Source organism: Paenibacillus sp. 2TAF8, assembly GCF_052114825.1.
Classification (GTDB): Bacteria; Bacillota; Bacilli; order Paenibacillales; family Paenibacillaceae; genus Paenibacillus.
On sequence record NZ_JBFRFN010000002.1, the window covers coordinates 404,770 to 423,501 of the forward strand.

Annotated in this window: 16 protein-coding genes; 1 reads left to right on the forward strand and 15 read right to left on the reverse strand. The window is 44.2% G+C overall.

Annotated elements, in window-relative coordinates:
• Positions 1-200: 200 nt before the first annotated feature.
• The 14 genes from AB4Z30_RS03880 to AB4Z30_RS03945 all read right to left on the reverse strand — a co-directional run bounded on the left by AB4Z30_RS03880 (position 201) and on the right by AB4Z30_RS03945 (position 17,004).
• Positions 201-1,697, reverse strand: a complete 1,497-nt coding sequence (locus tag AB4Z30_RS03880) for a DEAD/DEAH box helicase (protein WP_441923461.1) — start codon at positions 1,695-1,697, stop codon at positions 201-203.
• A gap of 105 nt (positions 1,698-1,802) precedes the next feature.
• On the reverse strand, positions 1,803-2,432 hold the full coding sequence (locus AB4Z30_RS03885) for a pentapeptide repeat-containing protein (protein WP_441923463.1): 630 nt from the start codon (positions 2,430-2,432) through the stop codon (positions 1,803-1,805).
• Between the two features lie 54 nt (positions 2,433-2,486).
• Positions 2,487-3,317 carry a class I SAM-dependent methyltransferase gene (locus AB4Z30_RS03890; RefSeq protein ID WP_441923465.1) on the reverse strand — a complete coding sequence of 277 codons (831 nt, stop codon included), beginning with the start codon at positions 3,315-3,317 and terminating at the stop codon, positions 2,487-2,489.
• Positions 3,318-4,160: 843 nt separating this feature from the next.
• Entirely contained in the window at positions 4,161-5,282 is a 1,122-nt protein-coding gene (locus tag AB4Z30_RS03895) for a threonine aldolase family protein (RefSeq protein WP_441923467.1), read from the reverse strand.
• Positions 5,279-5,740, reverse strand: coding sequence for a MarR family winged helix-turn-helix transcriptional regulator (locus AB4Z30_RS03900; protein ID WP_441923469.1), 462 nt, complete (start codon positions 5,738-5,740; stop codon positions 5,279-5,281). The genes AB4Z30_RS03895 and AB4Z30_RS03900 overlap by 4 nt, the downstream gene beginning before the upstream one ends.
• A gap of 282 nt (positions 5,741-6,022) precedes the next feature.
• A complete protein-coding gene (locus tag AB4Z30_RS03905) occupies positions 6,023-7,741 on the reverse strand; it encodes an ABC transporter ATP-binding protein (protein ID WP_441923471.1) in 1,719 nt (572 codons plus the stop codon).
• A 198-nt stretch (positions 7,742-7,939) separates the two neighbouring features.
• On the reverse strand, positions 7,940-10,069 hold the full coding sequence (locus tag AB4Z30_RS03910; RefSeq protein WP_441923473.1) for a serine hydrolase domain-containing protein: 2,130 nt from the start codon (positions 10,067-10,069) through the stop codon (positions 7,940-7,942).
• 1 nt (position 10,070) lies between these two features.
• The gene (locus tag AB4Z30_RS03915) at positions 10,071-11,525 is read right to left on the reverse strand and encodes an alpha/beta hydrolase family protein (protein ID WP_441923475.1); all 1,455 of its coding nucleotides are present in this window, start codon (positions 11,523-11,525) and stop codon (positions 10,071-10,073) included.
• 249 nt (positions 11,526-11,774) lie between these two features.
• On the reverse strand, positions 11,775-13,145 hold the full coding sequence (locus AB4Z30_RS03920; protein ID WP_441923477.1) for a sensor histidine kinase: 1,371 nt from the start codon (positions 13,143-13,145) through the stop codon (positions 11,775-11,777).
• Positions 13,138-13,815: a response regulator transcription factor gene (locus AB4Z30_RS03925; RefSeq protein WP_441923479.1), complete on the reverse strand. Its 678-nt coding sequence runs from the start codon at positions 13,813-13,815 to the stop codon at positions 13,138-13,140. Before AB4Z30_RS03925 ends, AB4Z30_RS03920 begins: the two co-directional genes overlap by 8 nt.
• 77 nt (positions 13,816-13,892) lie before the next feature.
• Positions 13,893-14,453, reverse strand: coding sequence for a GNAT family N-acetyltransferase (locus AB4Z30_RS03930; protein ID WP_441923481.1), 561 nt, complete (start codon positions 14,451-14,453; stop codon positions 13,893-13,895).
• Between the two features lie 96 nt (positions 14,454-14,549).
• Positions 14,550-14,840: a hypothetical protein gene (locus tag AB4Z30_RS03935; protein WP_441923483.1), complete on the reverse strand. Its 291-nt coding sequence runs from the start codon at positions 14,838-14,840 to the stop codon at positions 14,550-14,552.
• A gap of 24 nt (positions 14,841-14,864) precedes the next feature.
• On the reverse strand, positions 14,865-15,998 hold the full coding sequence (locus AB4Z30_RS03940; protein ID WP_441923485.1) for an NAD(P)/FAD-dependent oxidoreductase: 1,134 nt from the start codon (positions 15,996-15,998) through the stop codon (positions 14,865-14,867).
• Between the two features lie 94 nt (positions 15,999-16,092).
• Complete coding sequence (locus tag AB4Z30_RS03945) at positions 16,093-17,004, reverse strand: LysR family transcriptional regulator (RefSeq protein WP_441923487.1); 912 nt, start codon at positions 17,002-17,004, stop codon at positions 16,093-16,095.
• Positions 17,005-17,126: 122 nt separating this feature from the next.
• Between AB4Z30_RS03945 and dapA the strand changes: the two genes are divergently transcribed.
• On the forward strand, positions 17,127-17,996 hold the full coding sequence (dapA, locus tag AB4Z30_RS03950) for a 4-hydroxy-tetrahydrodipicolinate synthase (protein ID WP_441923489.1): 870 nt from the start codon (positions 17,127-17,129) through the stop codon (positions 17,994-17,996).
• A gap of 147 nt (positions 17,997-18,143) precedes the next feature.
• Here dapA and AB4Z30_RS03955 read toward each other — a convergent pair whose 3' ends face one another.
• Positions 18,144-18,710, reverse strand: a complete 567-nt coding sequence (locus tag AB4Z30_RS03955) for a TetR family transcriptional regulator (protein WP_441923491.1) — start codon at positions 18,708-18,710, stop codon at positions 18,144-18,146.
• Between the last annotated feature and the right edge of the window lie 22 nt (positions 18,711-18,732).

The window sequence follows — 18,732 nt, forward strand, 5'->3', positions numbered from 1 at the left end:
CCTTTTTTAAAAAACTTGACTCGTCATCTTCTATTTTAAACGAATGTATGTTTGTATGTAAATCTGATTCAGCCGGATGGATAGAACAAAACCTCCTCCTAGAAAATCGGAGAAGGCTTGATTTATTGTTGTTTTATTACAAGTTGATTTATAAATTGTTTTTTAATCCATCATTCTTTTGGTTCTTTATCTTTGCTCAGTTATTTGGCTAGGTCACTACGTGATTTCCCCCGGCGCTGCTGGCTCTGATACGAAGAACGACTGCTTGTTTTGCTGTGCTCTCCTTTAGGGGTTGTGCGAGATGACTCTCCACCTTTGTAAGGGTTCGACTGCTCGCTACGTGCAGAACGTGAACCATTCGTATGGCGATCCTCGGCTCTGCTGCCGGATGCCATTTTATCCCGTTTGGTGAACCATTCGGACTTCGGCTTGCGAGCCGGATTTGTTTTATTTTTAGCGGGCTTGCCGCCGTAAGCTTTGGAAGACGGTTTCGTTGAACTCATTTGTGCAAATACAGGCATGTTCATCATCGGATAAGGATGATCCTTCACTTCAGGGATCGATTTTTTGATCACTTTCTCGATATCTTTCAGGAAAGGAAGCTCATCTTTCTCACAGAACGAAATGGCCATCCCGCTTTTACCAGCTCGACCTGTCCGTCCAATACGGTGAACATACGTCTCTGGAATGTTGGGCAGATTGAAGTTGATGACATGAGTTAATTCCTCTACATCAATTCCTCTTGCCGCAATATCGGTTGCTACAAGCACACGCGTTACACCGCTTTTAAAATTGTTCAGTGCCCGCTGGCGTTCATTCTGCGACTTGTTGCCATGAATGGCCTGTGCCGTCACGTTAATTTTAGCCAAATCTCGCGTAACCCGATCAGCTCCACGTTTCGTGCGAGTGAATACCAGTGCGGTAGCTATCGATTCATCCTGCAAAATATGATTCAACATGTTCTGTTTCTTGCCATGCTCCAGCAAATATACAGATTGTTTGATGCGATCTACGGTTGACGAAACCGGAGTAATCTCTACTTTCACAGGATTCACCAGCAAGGTTTGCACCATCTTCACAATCTCTGGCGGCATCGTTGCTGAGAAAAACAAGGTCTGTTTTTTGTTTGGCATCTTCGCAATAATGCGTTTCACATCGTGGATAAAGCCCATATCCAACATACGGTCAGCCTCATCCAGTACGAGAATCTCCACCATTTTCAGATCAATCTGCTTCTGATTTACCAGATCCATCAACCGTCCAGGCGTAGCAATGACAATGTCTGCCCCTTGCTGCAATGCACGTTCTTGCACCTTTTGAGATACTCCGCCCACAATGGCAACCGAACGAATGTCGGTGTATCTGCTGTAGACTTTAATGTTATCAGATATCTGTATGGCAAGCTCTCGGGTCGGGGACAAAATGAGCGAGCGAATCGCACGAACAGACTTGGATCTTTTATCTGTCGGCTTTCCTGAAGCCCCTTGTTTCCCTTGGCTGCTTTCACTCAATAACTGAATAATAGGCACCGAAAATGCTGCAGTCTTGCCTGTTCCCGTCTGGGCACAACCGAGTAAATCTCTGCCTGCAAGCACTGCTGGTATGGACTGCTCCTGAATCGGAGTAGGTTTTGTGTAATTAGCTTTGTTCAACCCTTCCAAAATCGGAGGGATAATGTTTAATTCCTGAAATGTCATGTTATCTCCTTCATTTACGCAAATCTCTACATAAAACGAATCTTTATGTCACACGTAACAGTTAAGGATAACATTTAAAAATGATTCTGTATACGTTTTTGATATTTATTTAATGATAAGCCCCATTAACCCTGCAAAGGTAGCCGCTTGATGCGGTGCAATGACACAACCAGCCAAATCTTCGATTGTAAGAACCAGAGCATCCAATTCACAATCACTCAGATCCATACCCTTCATCGCTGTTCCGGTAAACGTTACCTGATCCAGCTTGCATGCACCATATGCGATCTTCTGTAATTTCAAATAGGCAAAGTCGGCACCGATCAGGCTACACTCGAAATATTCAACCTGTTTGAAATGCCCAAACCGGAAATTACCATAGTCACATACACTTTGCAAAACACTCACATTTTGCCATCTGCTGCCGGAAAAGTCCGTACCAACCAGCTTGCAATTCACCCACTCCGTGCGATGCATAAACGAATTTTGCAGATTCACATTGGAAAAATCACAATGTTCGAACCGAACGTCCGTAAATTCACAATGTTCCATTGACGATTCCAGAATCGTAACATGCCGAAATACGACGTTTTCGAAAGATACTTTGCTCACTTCCTGCAAATCCAGCGTCACATTCTCAATCAATCTGTCTCTATACTCTGTTTTTGATTCCAATGTATAGATTGGCTCGGGTTCAAGCAAGTGTTCCTGCAGTTTGGGTTTCTCTATTTTCATGCCAGCCTCCTTGGATCTTGGTCGGACTTATACCCACTTGAGTAATCTCAATCATTAAACTTTAACCGCAACAACTCGTAGTCTGGAAATATCCAGATTCCACTGCCCCTCACGATAAAGCTGCGCTTCTACTTTATTTTCGACAACCTTCATAATCATCTCCTGCTCATCTGCTTCAATGTCCCGGAAAAGATACGAAGCAAAGCTGCTCAACCATTGGCGGACTCCCTGTTTCAAAGGTCTGATCGTATCCATATGTTGGATAAATAACACCCGCAATCCTTGCTGTTCAAGCAAGCTTGAAAACTCGCCCACGGTAGGGTGATACCACGGGTTACGCCCTTCCCAACTGTATCCTCTTTCAAGTAATTCGTCCCGAACCCCATGAAGAAGGATCGCCGTATTACCGCTTCCTGCAAACTCAGCGACCAGACGCCCTCCTTCCTTCAGCGCCAATTGCATGGTTTGCACAACTGCCGGGGCATCGGACATCCAATGTAATGCGGCATGAGAAAAAACAGCATCATAACGCTCCTGCGTCCGATAATGACCAGCATCTGCTGTCTGAAAATCCAGTTCGGGATATTTCTCTGTTGCCTGTGCAATGCTCTTTTCCGAAAAATCAATTCCGGTGGTGATCGCTCCGGTTGCCGCAATTTTAGCCGTCAGTACGCCATTTCCACAACCCAAATCCAGAATACGTTCTCCTGGAGATGGCTGTAACATCGATAATAGTGAAATGGACTGTATGGGTAGCTTCGATTGTACCGAGAGCATGGATTGGATTGATTTTAAGGAGCGTGTGGAATGGTCCTGTTCGCTGAGCTGTTTCTTATCCTGTGAGCCTTGTATTAAAAAAAGTTGCTCTTGCTCTTCGCTGTTCATAACATCTCTCCTTTATATTAGAGACATAAAGTGTCTTCAATAACTTAAATTAATCTGAGAGTGATGTCAATCGATTATTTAATAACGTATGTAATCTTATTTAATCCAATCATAGTCTAATCTATCTAATCTATCTAATCTATCTAATCTATCTAAGTCTAGTCTGATCTAATTCTAAGATAAAATGTTTTTCAGATAATTTTACGCAAAAATAAAAAAGGCGTGCCCCCAGGTTGCATATCACCTGCAAGACACCCCTCAATTCTTTATCAGGCAGAATCATCGTAAAATTGGCTTACTTCCTGCGATAAGTCTGGAAAAGATAAATTTTGGAGAAGACTAGCGTTCCCAGTTCCAACATTCCCCAATCAGACATAAGACATTTTTTTGTGTGGCAAGCTTTACTTTTTACGTTGTAGCAAGCAGCATCAAGCTTCTCCATCGGTGTAAAATTCGCTAACGATCACCAGAGACGCTATTTGCCTCATTTCAGACCATTTCAAATTCTAACGATCACCAGGAGTCTTATTTCGTTGAAAAATGGCTTTTACACCTGAAAAACAGCGATTTTTTTATAACATAACGTCTGTGGTGATCGTTAGAAAAATTTCCTTGTTAAAACGCCCCAAATAAGCTATGTCATGATCGTTAGCGTTTAAGCCCTCAACCTATTCTCACCATTAAGCCTGTATCTCAAGATCCGTGCTTCACTTGCACTTTCGTTTGCACTTGCACTTTCGTTTGCACTTTCACTTTCTTTGGGCTTGCACTTGCACTTTCACTTTCCTTGGGCTTTCCCTTGGGCTTGCACTTGTATTTCCACCAGCACGCTTACACCAGCACTTACACCATCGCCGCTGTCTGTAACTCTGCCACCGCTTCAGCAGCTTCGGTTTGATCTTGAGTTTGAACTTGAAGCTGATTCCCTTGTAACAGTTTTACAATATCACGCGTCAGCGCATCCACGTTTTCCGGGCGAGTCGCCCAACTGGTACAGAAGCGAACCGCGCTGTGAGAGTGATCTACCTTTTCCCAGAATGTAAACGTATAGTGTTCACGCAGCTGTTCCAATAAAGAATCTGACAGAATTGGGAACTGCTGATTCGTTGGAGAAGAATACAAGAATTCCACCCCGTGCAACACAAGGGTATCATGAATGTTCAAAGCCATATCTACCGCATGACGCGAAATATCCAGATACAAACCGTCTTCAAACAACGTTTCAAACTGTATACCAAGCAATCTGCCCTTAGCCAGCAGGCCGCCTTTTTGCTTCATAATATAGCGGAAGTCCCGCTTCAACGCGTCATTCAAAATGACCACTGCTTCGCCCATCAATGCACCAATCTTGGTTCCACCAATGTAAAACACATCGCACAGGCTCGCAAGATCTGCCAACGTCATATCACAGTCTCTGGATGCAAGAGCGTAACCCAGACGTGCTCCATCGATAAAAAACGGCAGACCACACGCTCGGCTCACCGCATACAACTCTTCAAGTTCAGCTTTGCTGTACATCGTGCCATATTCGGTTGGTTGAGATATGTATACCATGCCCGGCTGTACGGTGTGCTCCGGCGAGGATTGCTGCTTGTGAGCATGATAGATCGCTTGAACTTGTGCTGCGGTGATTTTGCCATCCAGACTCGGAGCCGTGAGAACTTTATGTCCTGTCGCCTCAATCGCACCTGTCTCATGAACAGCAATATGACCGGACACCGCTGCAATAACACCTTGATATGGACGGAGAATAGAAGCTATCACCGTTGTGTTGGTCTGCGTACCCCCGACGAGAAAATGTACATCCGCATCGTCGTTACCGCAAGCTTGCCGAATCAGCAGACGAGCACGCTCACAGTGAGCATCTGTGCCATAACCACTCGTTTGCTCCATATTCGTTTCCATCAATCGTTGCAAAATGCGTTCATGCGCACCTTCATTATAATCACATTCGAATCGTATCATCGCGCTTTCTCTCCTGCCTTCTTGTTCAACTTCTCTTGGATGTTCATCATGGAGGCATAGACCTCTTGAATCTCTTCTTCACTCAAGTTTTGCATTAGTTTCAAAATCTGCTGATCGGATCGATCATTCAGCTCAGCAAACAGCACCTGCCCTTTGTCCGTCAGACGAATCAGGCTAACCCTGCTGTCTTCAGTAGAATCTACCTTGATCAGCAGCCCTTCTTTGGTCAATTTGGTCACAATGCGGCTCATATAGCTGCGATCAATCGTTAGTGTATCGACCAGATTGTTTGCAATGCTTTCGCCGCGCATGCCAATCTCGATGATGACGCGTACCTCGGCAAAAGAATACCCTGTCCCGAGAATATGTTTATCAAGCACCCCGAGTATATTCGTATAAAATCGGTTAAACCGCCGCATGTCTGCTAAAACTTCTGGTTGAATATGTTGAGAGTTCATCACGAAGCCTCCCTTTTAGTGGACAATGTCAACATTATGATAATCAGGTTTGTGGACAGTGTCAACATTATTTTTTCATATCATATTTGGATCGAAACCCGTCAGCAATATAATACAACTTGTATGTGGCGTAGTAGAAAACTGGTCTAATCCATTCATACCTCACCTCCCAGTGAATCAATATGCTTATTACAAAGATTATTTCTATACACTTTTTACTTGAATAGGCGCAAAAAAGCCGCGCAATGCGCGGCTCTATTACAAACGAATTGGCGAAGAATCCTACGAGTTATTATGTTGAACTTGATGAAGTCGGCTATAGATGCCTCCGGCAGCAACCAACTCTTCATGATTGCCTTGTTCAGCGATGCCATCGGTATTCACCACAATAATGCGATCCGCATTTTTAATCGTAGTCAGTCGGTGAGCAATAACCAGTGTTGTTCTGCCAACAGACAATTCGGCAAGAGATTGCTGAATGAGTGCTTCCGTTTCGGTGTCCAAGGCAGATGTCGCTTCATCCAGAATCAGAATCGGCGGGTTTTTAAGGAACATGCGGGCGATGGAAAGACGTTGTTTTTGCCCTCCAGAGAGCTTGACTCCACGTTCTCCAATGATTGTATCCATGCCGTCCGGCAGGCTCAGAATCAAATCTTCCAATGAAGCGCGGCGGGCCGCCTCCCATATCTGATCCTCGGTTGCGGTCAGATCCCCATATGCAATGTTTTCTTTAATCGTGCCTGAGAACAGAAATACATCCTGCTGTACAATCCCAATATGTTTGCGTAGCGATTGCAGCTTAATATCACGAATGTCGGTGCCATCTACCGTGATCCGGCCTTCCTCTACCTCATAAAAGCGCGGAAGCAAGCTGCAGATCGTCGTTTTCCCTGCACCCGAAGGCCCAACAAATGCTACCGTTTCCCCCGGACGAACCGACAAACTAATTTGATTCAGAATACGCCGGTTGGACTCATAACCAAACGACACATTTTCGAAGCGAATATCCCCCTTCACCTCACGCAGTTCAACCGCATCGTTGCGATCCGCAATTTCAGGCTCCGTGTCAATGATCTCCAGATAACGTTTGAAACCAGCAATCCCCTTGGGGTAGCTCTCAATTACCGCATTAATCTTCTCAATCGGGCGGAAGAAAATATTCGACAAGAGCAGGAATGCCATGAAATCGCCCATGTTGATTCGGCCATCGATGTAAAACCACGCTCCGCTAATCATCACAAACACGGTCACCAGACGCATCATCATATAACTGACCGAGATGCTTTTAGCCATCGTTTTATACGCGAGCAGTTTGGTTAGACGGAAATTAGCATTATCTTCAGCGAACAGCTTTTTCTCATGCTCTTCATTGGCAAAAGACTGGACAACACGCATACCACCTACGTTATCTTCAATACGTGCATTGAAATTACCCACATCACCGAAGAGTCTCCGGTATGTCTTCGTCATTCGTCCACCGAATATGATAATAACCCACGCCATAATCGGGATAATGATAAACGTCAGCAAAGCCAGTTCCAGGTTGATATTGGCCATCAGCCAGAACGATCCAATCAGCGTCATCACGGCGATAAATACATCCTCTGGTCCATGGTGAGCTACTTCGCCAATGTCGTTAAGGTCATTCGTGAGATGACCGATCAGATGCCCGGTTTTACGATTATCAAAGAAACGGAAAGAAAGCTTCTGCAGGTGGGCGAACATTTTCTCCCGCATATTTGTTTCAATGTTAATCCCCAGCATATGCCCCCAGTATGTAACGACATAGTTCAATACCGTATTCAGTGCGTAGATGGATAATAATACGATACAAGCAAGTAAAATAAGTGGCCAGTCCTGTCCAGGCAGCAGCTCATTAATGAATTTACTAACAGCAAGCGGAAATGCCAACTCCAGCACCCCCGCGAATACAGCACAGCCAAAATCGATCAAAAACAGTTTTTTATACGGTCGGTAATACGAAAAAAAACGACGAAGCATTTCGATTCACACTCACTCTCCACATTCATATTCGATTATACAGTGTATACCATTCTATACAGTCTACCAAAACATGTAAACCTATTCTCGTTGTGATCTACAGGAAAAAAGCCTTCTCCATATCATCGAGAAGACTTTTTGTGTTCTTTCTGAGACTACGATCGAATCAAGAATATGTTCGAACGATTTACTTCACTTTTACTTTTTCAATGAAACTTCAAATCGAGAACCTGCCTCACCCGCAAACACAAGTCGCCCGTTTTCCGGTAGGACGATCTCATTCTTGCCACTAACCACAGTATGATTCACACAGACACCTTTCTGATCATATACAGCAAAGGCAGCATTTGCAGGCATCTTCACTGTCATAACCTGACCTTCGACAGCTGCCGGCACGGAGAACCATCTGTTATAACCTTCTGGCTGGATCGTTATCTTGGATTGCTTGCCACTGTAAAGTGTCTGGACAATCTCTTCACTAGCGTATTCATAACCTGTAAAATTAACGTACTCTATACCGTTTTTCTTGGAAAAGTAGATATCCCTCACATCCCTGCCAGCCATACCGGGAATCTGGAGTTGGTTCACTGCATGATCTGCTCCAACAATCTTGTGATTGATCATATACCCGGGAACTCCATTCACTGTATCCATTGGAATGATTGCTGAAGCATGGAGATATGCCGTAGAGGTATATTTTTCATTCATCAAGTAATACCTTTGCCCATTACGCTGATCCCATGCAGCCTGAATATCTTTAGGCAATTCATTGTTTTCGAGCTTTTGTGCCGTATATTCCGAGAAAGCAAGTTGTCCTAACCCAGGTACCGATAGATAGGATCGAGACCACAAGTAGACATGACCGTTTGACTCTTGAACAAATTTTAATTTTTTTGTACCTTCCTTATTAACAAACGTTCCATCCGAGGTATAGATGTACTGATCCGAAGGACTATTCGGAACCATCTGGGGAGTAATCAACAGTTCCCCAGCAGTGTTTACGTCCACTTTCAATACGGTATTATTTCCTCCATAAAATCCTGCATACGCAGACATCTCTTTCGGCATATCCGCCTTTACAGGCATGCCAAACGACTTTTCAGGTTTGCGTTCTTGAATGATTCCTTTGGACTCGAGTGCGCTAAGTAACAGTTCGCTCGCTATCAATTGATCGAGTGCGCTCGAACCTCCTGAAGAAGTAACGGCTGCAGCCAGATTATGCTCTGGAAGTACGACCAAGGAAGAATGATAAGATACGGTATCCCCACCCTTCGTAACAGCCTTGATGCCGTAGTCACTGAATGGGAACAAGTCCACACTATCCCACCCTAATCCGTAAGCTATAGAATTATCACTCTCTTCTGGCCACATGCCTCGTTGGTACTCCTTTTGTTCCATGGCTTTTACCGACTTCTCAGAAAGAATACCTTCAACCTCTCCTGTGAAGATTTGTGAAAATTTCACCAGATCCTTGGCGGTGGAATATACGCCTCCTGTAGCGATGATATTATAATTCTCTTGTGGAAGCTGAACCTCAGACAAAGGAGAATAAATGGCCGCCATTTCTGCCGTGTTAACCACATCCAGTGGTGTTTTGGTATGATCCATGTTCAGAGGTTCCGTAAAATATTGGTGTATATATGCCGTGAAGCTCAACCCACTCACTCTCTCAACCAGAAGTTCAGCCAATGTAAATGCATCGTTAGAATATACCGAATACGCCCCTGGCTCTGCCTTCAGATTCTGAGTCGCTAGTTGATCCAAGAAAGTATCATGTGAGAGCGTATCATTATCCCCGTACAATGTTGCATTGTGACTTGAAGTGCCAAGAAGACCTGCCGAGTGATTCAACAGCATACGTGGTGTAATCTGTTTATAGCGCTGATCTTTCATCTTAAATTCTGGAATATAGTTCGCAACGGGCAGATCCAGATCTACCTTACCTTCATCAACAAGCTTCATAACAGAAGCAGCAAGAAACATTTTACTTGTTGAACCTATTCCATAGATTGTATCGGATGTAAGTGGTACTTTCCCTTGCTGATCATTCTTGCCTGTCTGTCCAGAGACTACAATCTCTCCCTGATCCATAAGAGCATACTGCACACTTGTTGTTCCGTATGTTTCGGTTAATAACTTGGCCTTTTCCATCACCGTTTTCTTGGTTGATTCATACGTCAGTTCACTGCTCTTATTGATAGCCGGTTCAGCCATAACCGTCCATGGTGTCAACAGCATCACCATACTTAACACAGCGATTGTCGTCCGTCTTTGGACTACTTTCTGGAGCAAACTCTTGCCTTTGTTCCTTTTTTCTTCTGCTTTCATTTCATAACTCCTCCGACTCTATAAATTTCACTTCAGGATAACTGTCATTTGGTCCTTCGAGCAGTTTTCCACCCGTTTCTTTCAAATGTTTATTGAAAAAATCAATTACATATTGATTAACGACCCACGAGCCTCTTTTGCCATCGATATCTCCCGTGATGCCCGTCAGTTTAATCAACGGTGAATAGAATTGAAGATCTGTGAAATTGAAGTGTTGGGTTCCTTCTACATAAATCACATTTCCTTGATGATGGATTACATTTTTCATAATGTCCAGCTCATCTGTAAGTTGTTTAATCACTTCGTTATGTGAATCTGTATTGTTTTTAAACTCTTCCAACCATGTCTTGAAAACTCCAGATCTGATGAACATAAACGGCTTATTAATAACTTCTCGATTCTCCACTTCGTATAGTGAGCCATCCATATTAATTCCGGCCTTAATTCTGTTATCTAAATATGTGGTATTAAACGCTGTAGCCCCCCCAAACGAATGACCCATTGCGCCCATATGATTTAAATCTATCTTTCCTTGGAATTGACTCTCGATTGCGCCTGAATTCAGCTTCTCTATCTGATCAATTACAAACTCCACGTCTTTTGTCCATATTTCCCCGACTTTTCTACGGTCGTCAACGGTTTTCATTTTGGTTCTATAATCCGTTACACGTCTATCTGGAAAAATAGTAGCAAAGGTACTATACGTATGATCGATGGTTACCACAATATAACCATGACTGGCCAGATTCTCGGCCTGTGATGCATGTAAAACCCTGCTGGTTCCCATGCCATGGGATAACAGTACTATAGGATAAGGACTTGTTGAGGGCAGTATTTCTACATCTTTATATGAGTTCGTTTTACTATACTTCCAGTAATCAAACACAAAGTCAGGCAGGTTTAAAGAATTAGAGTATGTCTGGATATACTTCTTGAACATTTCTTTATCTTCAGGGAAAAGAAATTCACGCTTCTTGTTATCTTTATTTTCAGTAGGATACCAAATCTGAATCATGAGTTCCCTTTTATCACCCTGCTCCTCAGTGAGGGCCTCATCTCTGCTTGCATCCGTCAAATGAAAGGTTTGAGTGCCCACTTTCTCTGGTCCATCCGGTTTAGACAAATGAAAGACAGGCAAGTACACCATCAAACAGACAGATAATGCCATTAAAATAATGATTAGCGAGGCTGTACTGTATTTCAACAGCTTCCCTGTTTTGATAGTCATACTCTTCTTCATGTGCTTGAATAGAACGATGACTATAAGCAGGACCATCAGGATATAGATCAACAGCATCTGCCATCTGTATCCCTCAGCCAACAATTGAACTACGAGCAAAACGCCGCTAACCATGCCAAGAGCGACACCTATTTTCTGCGCATTTCTTTTAACAAACCATAAATCAATGAACAACATGAAACAGGATAGCGTCAAAAGTATTTCAAATAATCTCATTTAGATCCCTACCTTTTTTTAATAGTCTCACTTCATCGAGTGTTTGATCCGTGTATTGACCTGGCTTCTAACCAAATAGTAATCACTGAACATGTACTGCTCGTGACCCCTATATGAACAGAACATGAACAAACTAAAAATGCTACGTTTCACATACAAGCGAACTTGTACATGAACGTAGCAAATTAGAATTAATTGGCGCATTGCCTACCATTATCAGTAATCAATAAATATACAATGGGAAGACAGCTATTCTGCTATTGGTGGACTGTTTGGCAAGGTGATGATAAACGTTGTTCCTTGATCAACCTTACTTTCCACCTTAATATCCCCTTGATGTAACGAAACAATTTGTTTGGTGATCGCAAGTCCCATTCCGCTGCCGTCGTACTTGCGGCTATGGGAACGATCAGCCTTAAAGAAGCGCTCAAATATACGCTTTTGATCCTCGGCAGGAATACCAATGCCATGATCCGATATCCTCACGGTTACATTTCTGATATCCCGTTCCATCCTGACGTGAATTAACCCATTATCTTCTGAAAACTTAATGCCATTGCTGATAATGTTGGTCCATACCTGATTCAATTGATCATGATCTGCCTTGACTTGCACCTTCTGTAAATCCAGCTCAAACCGGATATTTCGAGCGGACCATTGGGGCTGTAATGCAACAATAACTCGTCTGATTTGCTCATCAAGATCACGAGTAGTTAGTTGCAGCTGATGCGATTGTGACTCAAGCATACTGAGCTTGAGCAGACTATCACTCATTTTAGACAACCGTTTCGCCTCTGAGATAATAATGTCGAGATACCGTCCTCGTTCCTGATCCGGTAACTCCACCTTCTTCAACGCTTGAGCATACCCTGATATGGAAGTGAGCGGTGATTGTACCTCGTGTGAGACGTTCGCTACAAAATCTCTTCTCATCTGCTCCAGCTGCTGCAGATCCTTCATCATATCTTCAAAACTGCGAGCGAGTGTGCCCAGTTCACTAGATTGCTTGATGTTCAGCTTTACATTGAAATCACCTGCTGCGATACGTTTAGTTGCCTGAGTCAATGTTTTGATCGGTCTTACCAGATACATGGAAGCAATCAAAATGATCAGACTACCGGCGGCCAGAGATGAGGTGGCAAAGATCGTACCCCATTGGATCACGGCTGCAGCAGCGGGCGGCGATAAGGTTTCCAGAAACATGGCTCGAGTTCCGTTGCTCGTCCGGACGGGCAATCCCAGTAGAACTGTACCCAGACCATTCGGTGTTGCCTCGACTACTGCTCCACCGAGTACCTTCTGAAGCTGCTCTTTCGTCACTGAAATCGGGTTATGATCAATAGCCTTCCCGTACGTTTGGAACTGTCCTGACGGCTCATACATCCGAATATAGTATAAATCGAGTTGCTTCATTTTGTTGACGAAAGCATCCGCTTCAGACAACGGCAGCGTTTTGTATATCTGTACAACATCCTGACCAAAGTTACGTATATTGATATGTGAATTTTCATTGAGCTTATCTTCAAAAATCCAGGTGGACAAGAGGAAAGCAAATACGGTCCCTGCAATTACAGAAACCAGAAAAGTCACAACGACCCGGATATACAAAGACTTAATCATGCTTGACCTCTAACCGATACCCCAGTCCACGCACCGTTTCAATCTGAAAATCAGAAGTCGTCGCAAAACGTTCGCGCAACCGTTTGATATGTACATCAACCGTTCGATCATCCCCTGTGTAATCCAGCCCCCAGATCTGATCGATCAATTGCTCCCGCGTATAGACTTGTCCCGGCGTTCCAGCCAGCTTGTATAACAATTCAAATTCCTTGAGTGGCAAAGTTAACGCCTCTGTTCCCACAATAACTTTGTAACTCTGACGATCCAGTGTGACGTCCCCAAACTGAATCATGTGCGTGGAGCCAATCTTGTACCGTTTCAGCAAAGCTTTCACACGTACAGTTAATTCCAGAGGGTCAAACGGTTTCGTTAAATAATCATCCGTTCCCAGCTCGAAACCTTTCACCTTTTCCCAAGTTTCACCTCTTGCTGTTAACATAAGTAAGGGCAGATCTGCGTTCATTTGTCTCAATTCTCTGCACAAGGCCCAACCGTCCATAATCGGCATCATAATATCCAGCACCACCAGATCAATGGAGCGTTCCTTGTATAGCGTGAGCGCCTGATGGCCGTCTACAGCCTCTACGGTTTCGAATCCGTCATTTCGTAAAAACAAACAGACAAGCTCGCGAATATTCGCATCATCGTCTGCAACTAATATAGTAGCCATATGTTTCTCCTTCTGGGGATAAACTTATTGTTTTTCATCTATAGTTCCCAGTTCGTTAAGTTAGTTCATTCGTAATTTCATTCGGGTGCCCTTTGCTTACCTCCATCGTTCAGGGATATCGTAAACATCGTATGTTTTTTCAGCACTCCCTGAATAGGTACATCGTGTGTGCCGCTTTCTTGGAAACCCGCTTTCAAAAGCACACGAATGGAACCTGCATTATCCGGAACTGCACCCGCCTCTATTTGCATAATTTTCATTTCATCTTTGGCAAAAAGAAGCACACATTTCAACGCTTCGCTCATATAACCTTTACCGTGATGCAAGCGATCTGTTGCGTAACCAAGTACCCATTTTTCTGCATCATTCAGTTCAATTCGAAATAATGAGATTTCCCCCACCAGTTCATCTGTATCTTGAAGAAAAATACCGAAAGAGTATCGTTTTCCTTCTTTTTTTTGCTCAAGCCATTTCTCAATCAGCCGTGTCTGACCTTCCAGAGTATAGAAAGCTTCGTCTCGTTCTGCGGCCGTGATGCCCTCTATTTCCTCTCTGTTACCGATCTGGAATCCCTGAAGCAGTGCAGCGTCTTCTACCGTCCAGGCTCTGATATAAATTCGTTCCGCCTGAAATCTCATATTCAATCATCCCTTCAATATTCAGCCACATCAAATCATTCCTATAGATCCACGGTGAGGTTCTGTAGACCGGATACATTTAATCTCATAGAATCTCTAATCCAACAACTCATCCAAGGCGGTCTCCAGTTCTTCAAGCCGTGTTGTTAGCGAATCCACATGAGTTTGTACGTCCACAAGCCTTTTTTGTAAAGCTCGTGCCTCATTAGTCCCAACGATCGCTTCTTCCTCTTGTAGATCAGATTCAAACAGAATCCTCTCATGTTCGTACCGCTTCAGCTCTTCAATAGCAGCACACCGTTCTTCTTTTACTTGATCGATCTGCAGTTCCAAATGCAATATGTCGGACAGGCTTGCTCCACCTGATAAACGCTGTGAATATGTCAAGTGCTCACCTCATTATGCAGCTATTTATTGTACACTCATCTCAATCGCTTTACTTACATTATACGCTTCGATGTTGATTTCCGGTTCCAAATCAAGTGCCAATCTCGCAAGCTGTCCTCCGATATAAGGCCCCATCGTCAAACCCGAAGCACCCAGGCCATTGGCTGTAATCAGACCTGACCATCCCGGTACTTGTCCCATGACTGGCAGAAATCCCGGTGTGAACGGACGAAAACCAACACGAACCTCATCAAGTGTACAGTTCGCAAGATCAGGTGCCAGCTCCAGTCCTTTGTTCAATACTTCCTGCATGCCTCCGGCAGTAATTCGTGTATCGTAACCCTCGACATCATTTTCATGTGTAGCGCCAACAACCATCTTCTGATCTGCAAAAGCCAGTAAATACTGATCTGAGGGTGGCATAATTACAGGCCATTGGCTTGTATTTTCTTGATTAGTTGCCCGTAAATGTACAATCTGAGCCTTCTGATAATGGACTTTAAAATGAACCCCCAGTGGCTCCATCATTTCATTTGCCCATGCACCTGCACAAACCACAACCATGTCCGCCATATAACGCTCCGTTTGCACCTGAACGCCATTTACTTGCTCGCCCTCATAGAGCAGCTCAGCTTCTCCCTCAATTAGACGGGCCCCGTGTCGCTGTGCAGAGCGGATTAACGCATCACGCAGCGCTCTTCCATCCACCCGGGCAGCGCCGCTGATGTGTACAGATGAATAACCTTCCCCAAGTAAAGGAAAACGTTCACGGGTTTCTTTTTCATTCAGACATGTAATAGCTCCAATCTCAGGCGCATCTTCTCTGCGCAGCTTCGCCCGTTCAGCCATCTTGCTAATCTTGTCCTGATCCTTATGAATGCTGAGTGCGCCTGTCTGCGCATAGCCGGTCTCGGTTTCCCCATCCTGTTCTAACTCAGCAATAAGCTGAGGGTAATAACGCGCCCCCGCCTTGGCCAGCTGATACCAGTCCTGATTCCTGCGCTGGGATAACCACGGACAGATGATACCCGCAGCCGCATCGGTAGCCTGTCCTTCATCATTCCGGTCGATAAGCAAGATTTCCGCTCCTGATTTTGCTAAATGATAGGCCGTTGATGCTCCTAATATTCCTGCTCCAATGACAATAACTTTCTTCATGCCAGCAATCCTTCCTGATTTAAAAACATCATATATAATCAAACAATACGTGTGGATTAATTAATTTCCAAGAGATTACAGTGTTCTCACTTACTCAGCTTTTTGTCTTCGCTGGCAGCCAATCGGATTCTTTCGCTCCAAGATTTGTAATAAACTGCTGCAGCGCATGAGAAATCCATTTCCGGGCATGAATAACCAGCTGAATCTCGAGTGTAAAGTCCGTATGAGCTAGCGGTAATACCGTGAGCTTCTTTCTCTGGATCTCATCCATAGCAATCATCTGTGGCAAAAGCGAGATACCTGGACCAGCCATGATACTTCGTTTGATTGCCTCAGGACTTCCAAGCTCCAATCCCACTTTATAGGGAATTCCGTTGGTTCTGAGTACCTTCTCCAGCAGCTGCCTGTAGTTGCATGAATCCTCTGGCATGATCCATTCCTCGTCCGCCAGATCACTGAGAGCGACCTCGGCTTTAGCCGTAAGGGGATGATCCGAGTTCACGATGAGCACCAGCGGCTCTTCCCGAATGGTGATCCATTGTAATCCCGATTCGGGTGAAGCATTCGCAAGAATAAGACCGACATCCGCTTCACCTTCTCTTACTTTTTGCAAGATCAGATCTTCTCGATCCGTCTGCAGCCGAATGCCAAGCTCGGGGTATTGTTTCCGTGTAGTCTGAATGGGCACAGGCAGATAGTAGGAGGCAAGCGAGTCCATCGTCGCAATGGTAAGTGAACCCCCTCCTTGTTTTGTAAGTTTTTCTTGCGAATGTTCGAATATTTCCAGCAACTGCCCGGAGAGCTTAAACAGCTCTTCTCCAGCCGAAGTGAGCCTAATTTTATTGTTATTAAATCGTTCAAACAGCTTGACTTGATAAATTTTCTCCAGCTTTTGAATCTGGGTTGTCACACTGGACTGTGCGTAGCCAAGCTCTTCAGCCGCTTTGGTAAAGCTTTGCCGCAAAGCCACTTCGCGAAACGTTTGAAAATAATTCAAATCCATCATACATTCCCTCACATCATCAAAATTATTGATAACACCCATCATCTATTATAGCTAACTATGATACGTTTTCCCATGGTAAAGTGAATGAAATGGAATTCCAACATACATTTGGGGGTTATACGATGTTAACCGAACAACAGATTCAAGGTATTTATATACCTGTAATCACACCTTTTACCCAGGAGCGCGAGCTTGATCTTCCTTCATTCCAAAATTACATCAAAGTGATGGCAAACAGTGGTATTCATGGCTTGGTGATTAATGGTACGACGGGAGAATCACCTACCGTGACATGGGATGAAGTGGAACAGCTTGTGAAGGCCGCGAAGGAAACGCTGAGCAGCATCAACTCGTCCATACCCATTATGGTTGGAACCGGAACCAATGACACCGCTTCAACGGTAGCGAGAACGAAGAAAGCTGCAGCACTCGGCGCTGATGCTGTTCTTGTTGTTACTCCATACTATAACAGACCAACGGAAGAGGGCATTTATGAACACTTCCGCATGGCAGCTGGGGTGGGCATCCCGGTGATGGTATACGAAATCCCAGCCCGTACAGGGGTTAGAGTTTCCATCGAGATGATGAAGAAAATTATGAACATTGATGGCGTTATTGGCCTTAAAGATAGTACAAATAACCTCGACCTCATGACCGAACTGGTACGTTGCGGCTCCAAGCCCATTCTGTGCGGAGATGATACATTCTTCTACGATATGTTAACGAAAGGTGCAGCTGGCGGTATGATGGCCTCGGCAAGTATCAATCCAGAGCGTTTCCTGGAAGTATATAACCGTTTTGTTGCGGGTGAAAAAGAAGAATCTCACCGTCTCTACACACAGTTGGTTCCGTTTATTAAACATCTATTTGAAGAGCCGGCTCCAGCTATGCTGAAACATCTGCTTGCTCAGCAAGGTATTATCGCTTCTGCTCAGCTGCGTTTGCCTTTGATGCCAGCATCCGATCAGTTAAAAGCAAAAATTGCATTGTAAATCAATAGTTCAACTTATATAGAACATAGCAATAGGTCGAAATATAAAAAGCCGCAGAAGAAACTGCGGCTTTTGTTGTACACTTTGTTTAACACTCCATCGTAACAACAACGTTGAATTGGATGAAGTTCATGTTGTCTTTTCAGCTCATCTCGCAACAAAACCGTGATAGAACGTGTCCACTACAAGCGCAGGTGCCGCATTTCTGGCGATATTGCCACTGATCACTTGCTGCCAAGTCAGAAAGACGATGGAATATAACACCTCCACAATCCATGTTTTGTCCACATCCGAACGAAAAAAACCTTTCTCTTGAATCACACCAATGGCATGTAGCACCGGTTCTCTCAGCTTCTGATCTGCTCCTTCAATCTCGGCATTATAATTGACGGTTGTATCATGAGCCAGGAAGTATATCTTATCTCCCAGTGGAATCAAGGCTTCAATCAGCTCCGGAATATACTGTTCGACCCGCTCCTCATCGAGCTTCACATGCTCCAATGTCTCGTTAACGACCTCAATCGCACGCAAAGCCAGATGAATCATCAGCTGCTCACGGCTCTCCACATAGCGATGTAATGTAGCAATGCCGATATTTGCGGCTYCAGCAATGTCATTCATTGACGCATTTGGCTTCTCTATAAGTAATTTTGTGGCTTCATCCAAAATGGTAAACATTCGATTTTGCTTAAATGTTAACTTCTCTTTTTGCATGACAGACTGCACCTCTGACCAT

Bases quoted from the DNA above. Each gene is read 5' to 3' on its own strand.
- AB4Z30_RS03880 (WP_441923461.1), bottom strand. From the start codon at position 1,697: ATGACATTTCAGGAATTAAACATTATCCCTCCGATTTTGGAAGGGTTG.
- AB4Z30_RS03885 (WP_441923463.1), bottom strand. From the start codon at position 2,432: ATGAAAATAGAGAAACCCAAACTGCAGGAACACTTGCTTGAACCCGAG.
- AB4Z30_RS03890 (WP_441923465.1), bottom strand. From the start codon at position 3,317: ATGAACAGCGAAGAGCAAGAGCAACTTTTTTTAATACAAGGCTCACAG.
- AB4Z30_RS03895 (WP_441923467.1), bottom strand. From the start codon at position 5,282: ATGATACGATTCGAATGTGATTATAATGAAGGTGCGCATGAACGCATT.
- AB4Z30_RS03900 (WP_441923469.1), bottom strand. From the start codon at position 5,740: ATGAACTCTCAACATATTCAACCAGAAGTTTTAGCAGACATGCGGCGG.
- AB4Z30_RS03905 (WP_441923471.1), bottom strand. From the start codon at position 7,741: ATGCTTCGTCGTTTTTTTTCGTATTACCGACCGTATAAAAAACTGTTT.
- AB4Z30_RS03910 (WP_441923473.1), bottom strand. From the start codon at position 10,069: ATGAAAGCAGAAGAAAAAAGGAACAAAGGCAAGAGTTTGCTCCAGAAA.
- AB4Z30_RS03915 (WP_441923475.1), bottom strand. From the start codon at position 11,525: ATGAGATTATTTGAAATACTTTTGACGCTATCCTGTTTCATGTTGTTC.
- AB4Z30_RS03920 (WP_441923477.1), bottom strand. From the start codon at position 13,145: ATGATTAAGTCTTTGTATATCCGGGTCGTTGTGACTTTTCTGGTTTCT.
- AB4Z30_RS03925 (WP_441923479.1), bottom strand. From the start codon at position 13,815: ATGGCTACTATATTAGTTGCAGACGATGATGCGAATATTCGCGAGCTT.
- AB4Z30_RS03930 (WP_441923481.1), bottom strand. From the start codon at position 14,453: ATGAGATTTCAGGCGGAACGAATTTATATCAGAGCCTGGACGGTAGAA.
- AB4Z30_RS03940 (WP_441923485.1), bottom strand. From the start codon at position 15,998: ATGAAGAAAGTTATTGTCATTGGAGCAGGAATATTAGGAGCATCAACG.
- AB4Z30_RS03945 (WP_441923487.1), bottom strand. From the start codon at position 17,004: ATGATGGATTTGAATTATTTTCAAACGTTTCGCGAAGTGGCTTTGCGG.
- dapA (WP_441923489.1), top strand. From the start codon at position 17,127: ATGTTAACCGAACAACAGATTCAAGGTATTTATATACCTGTAATCACA.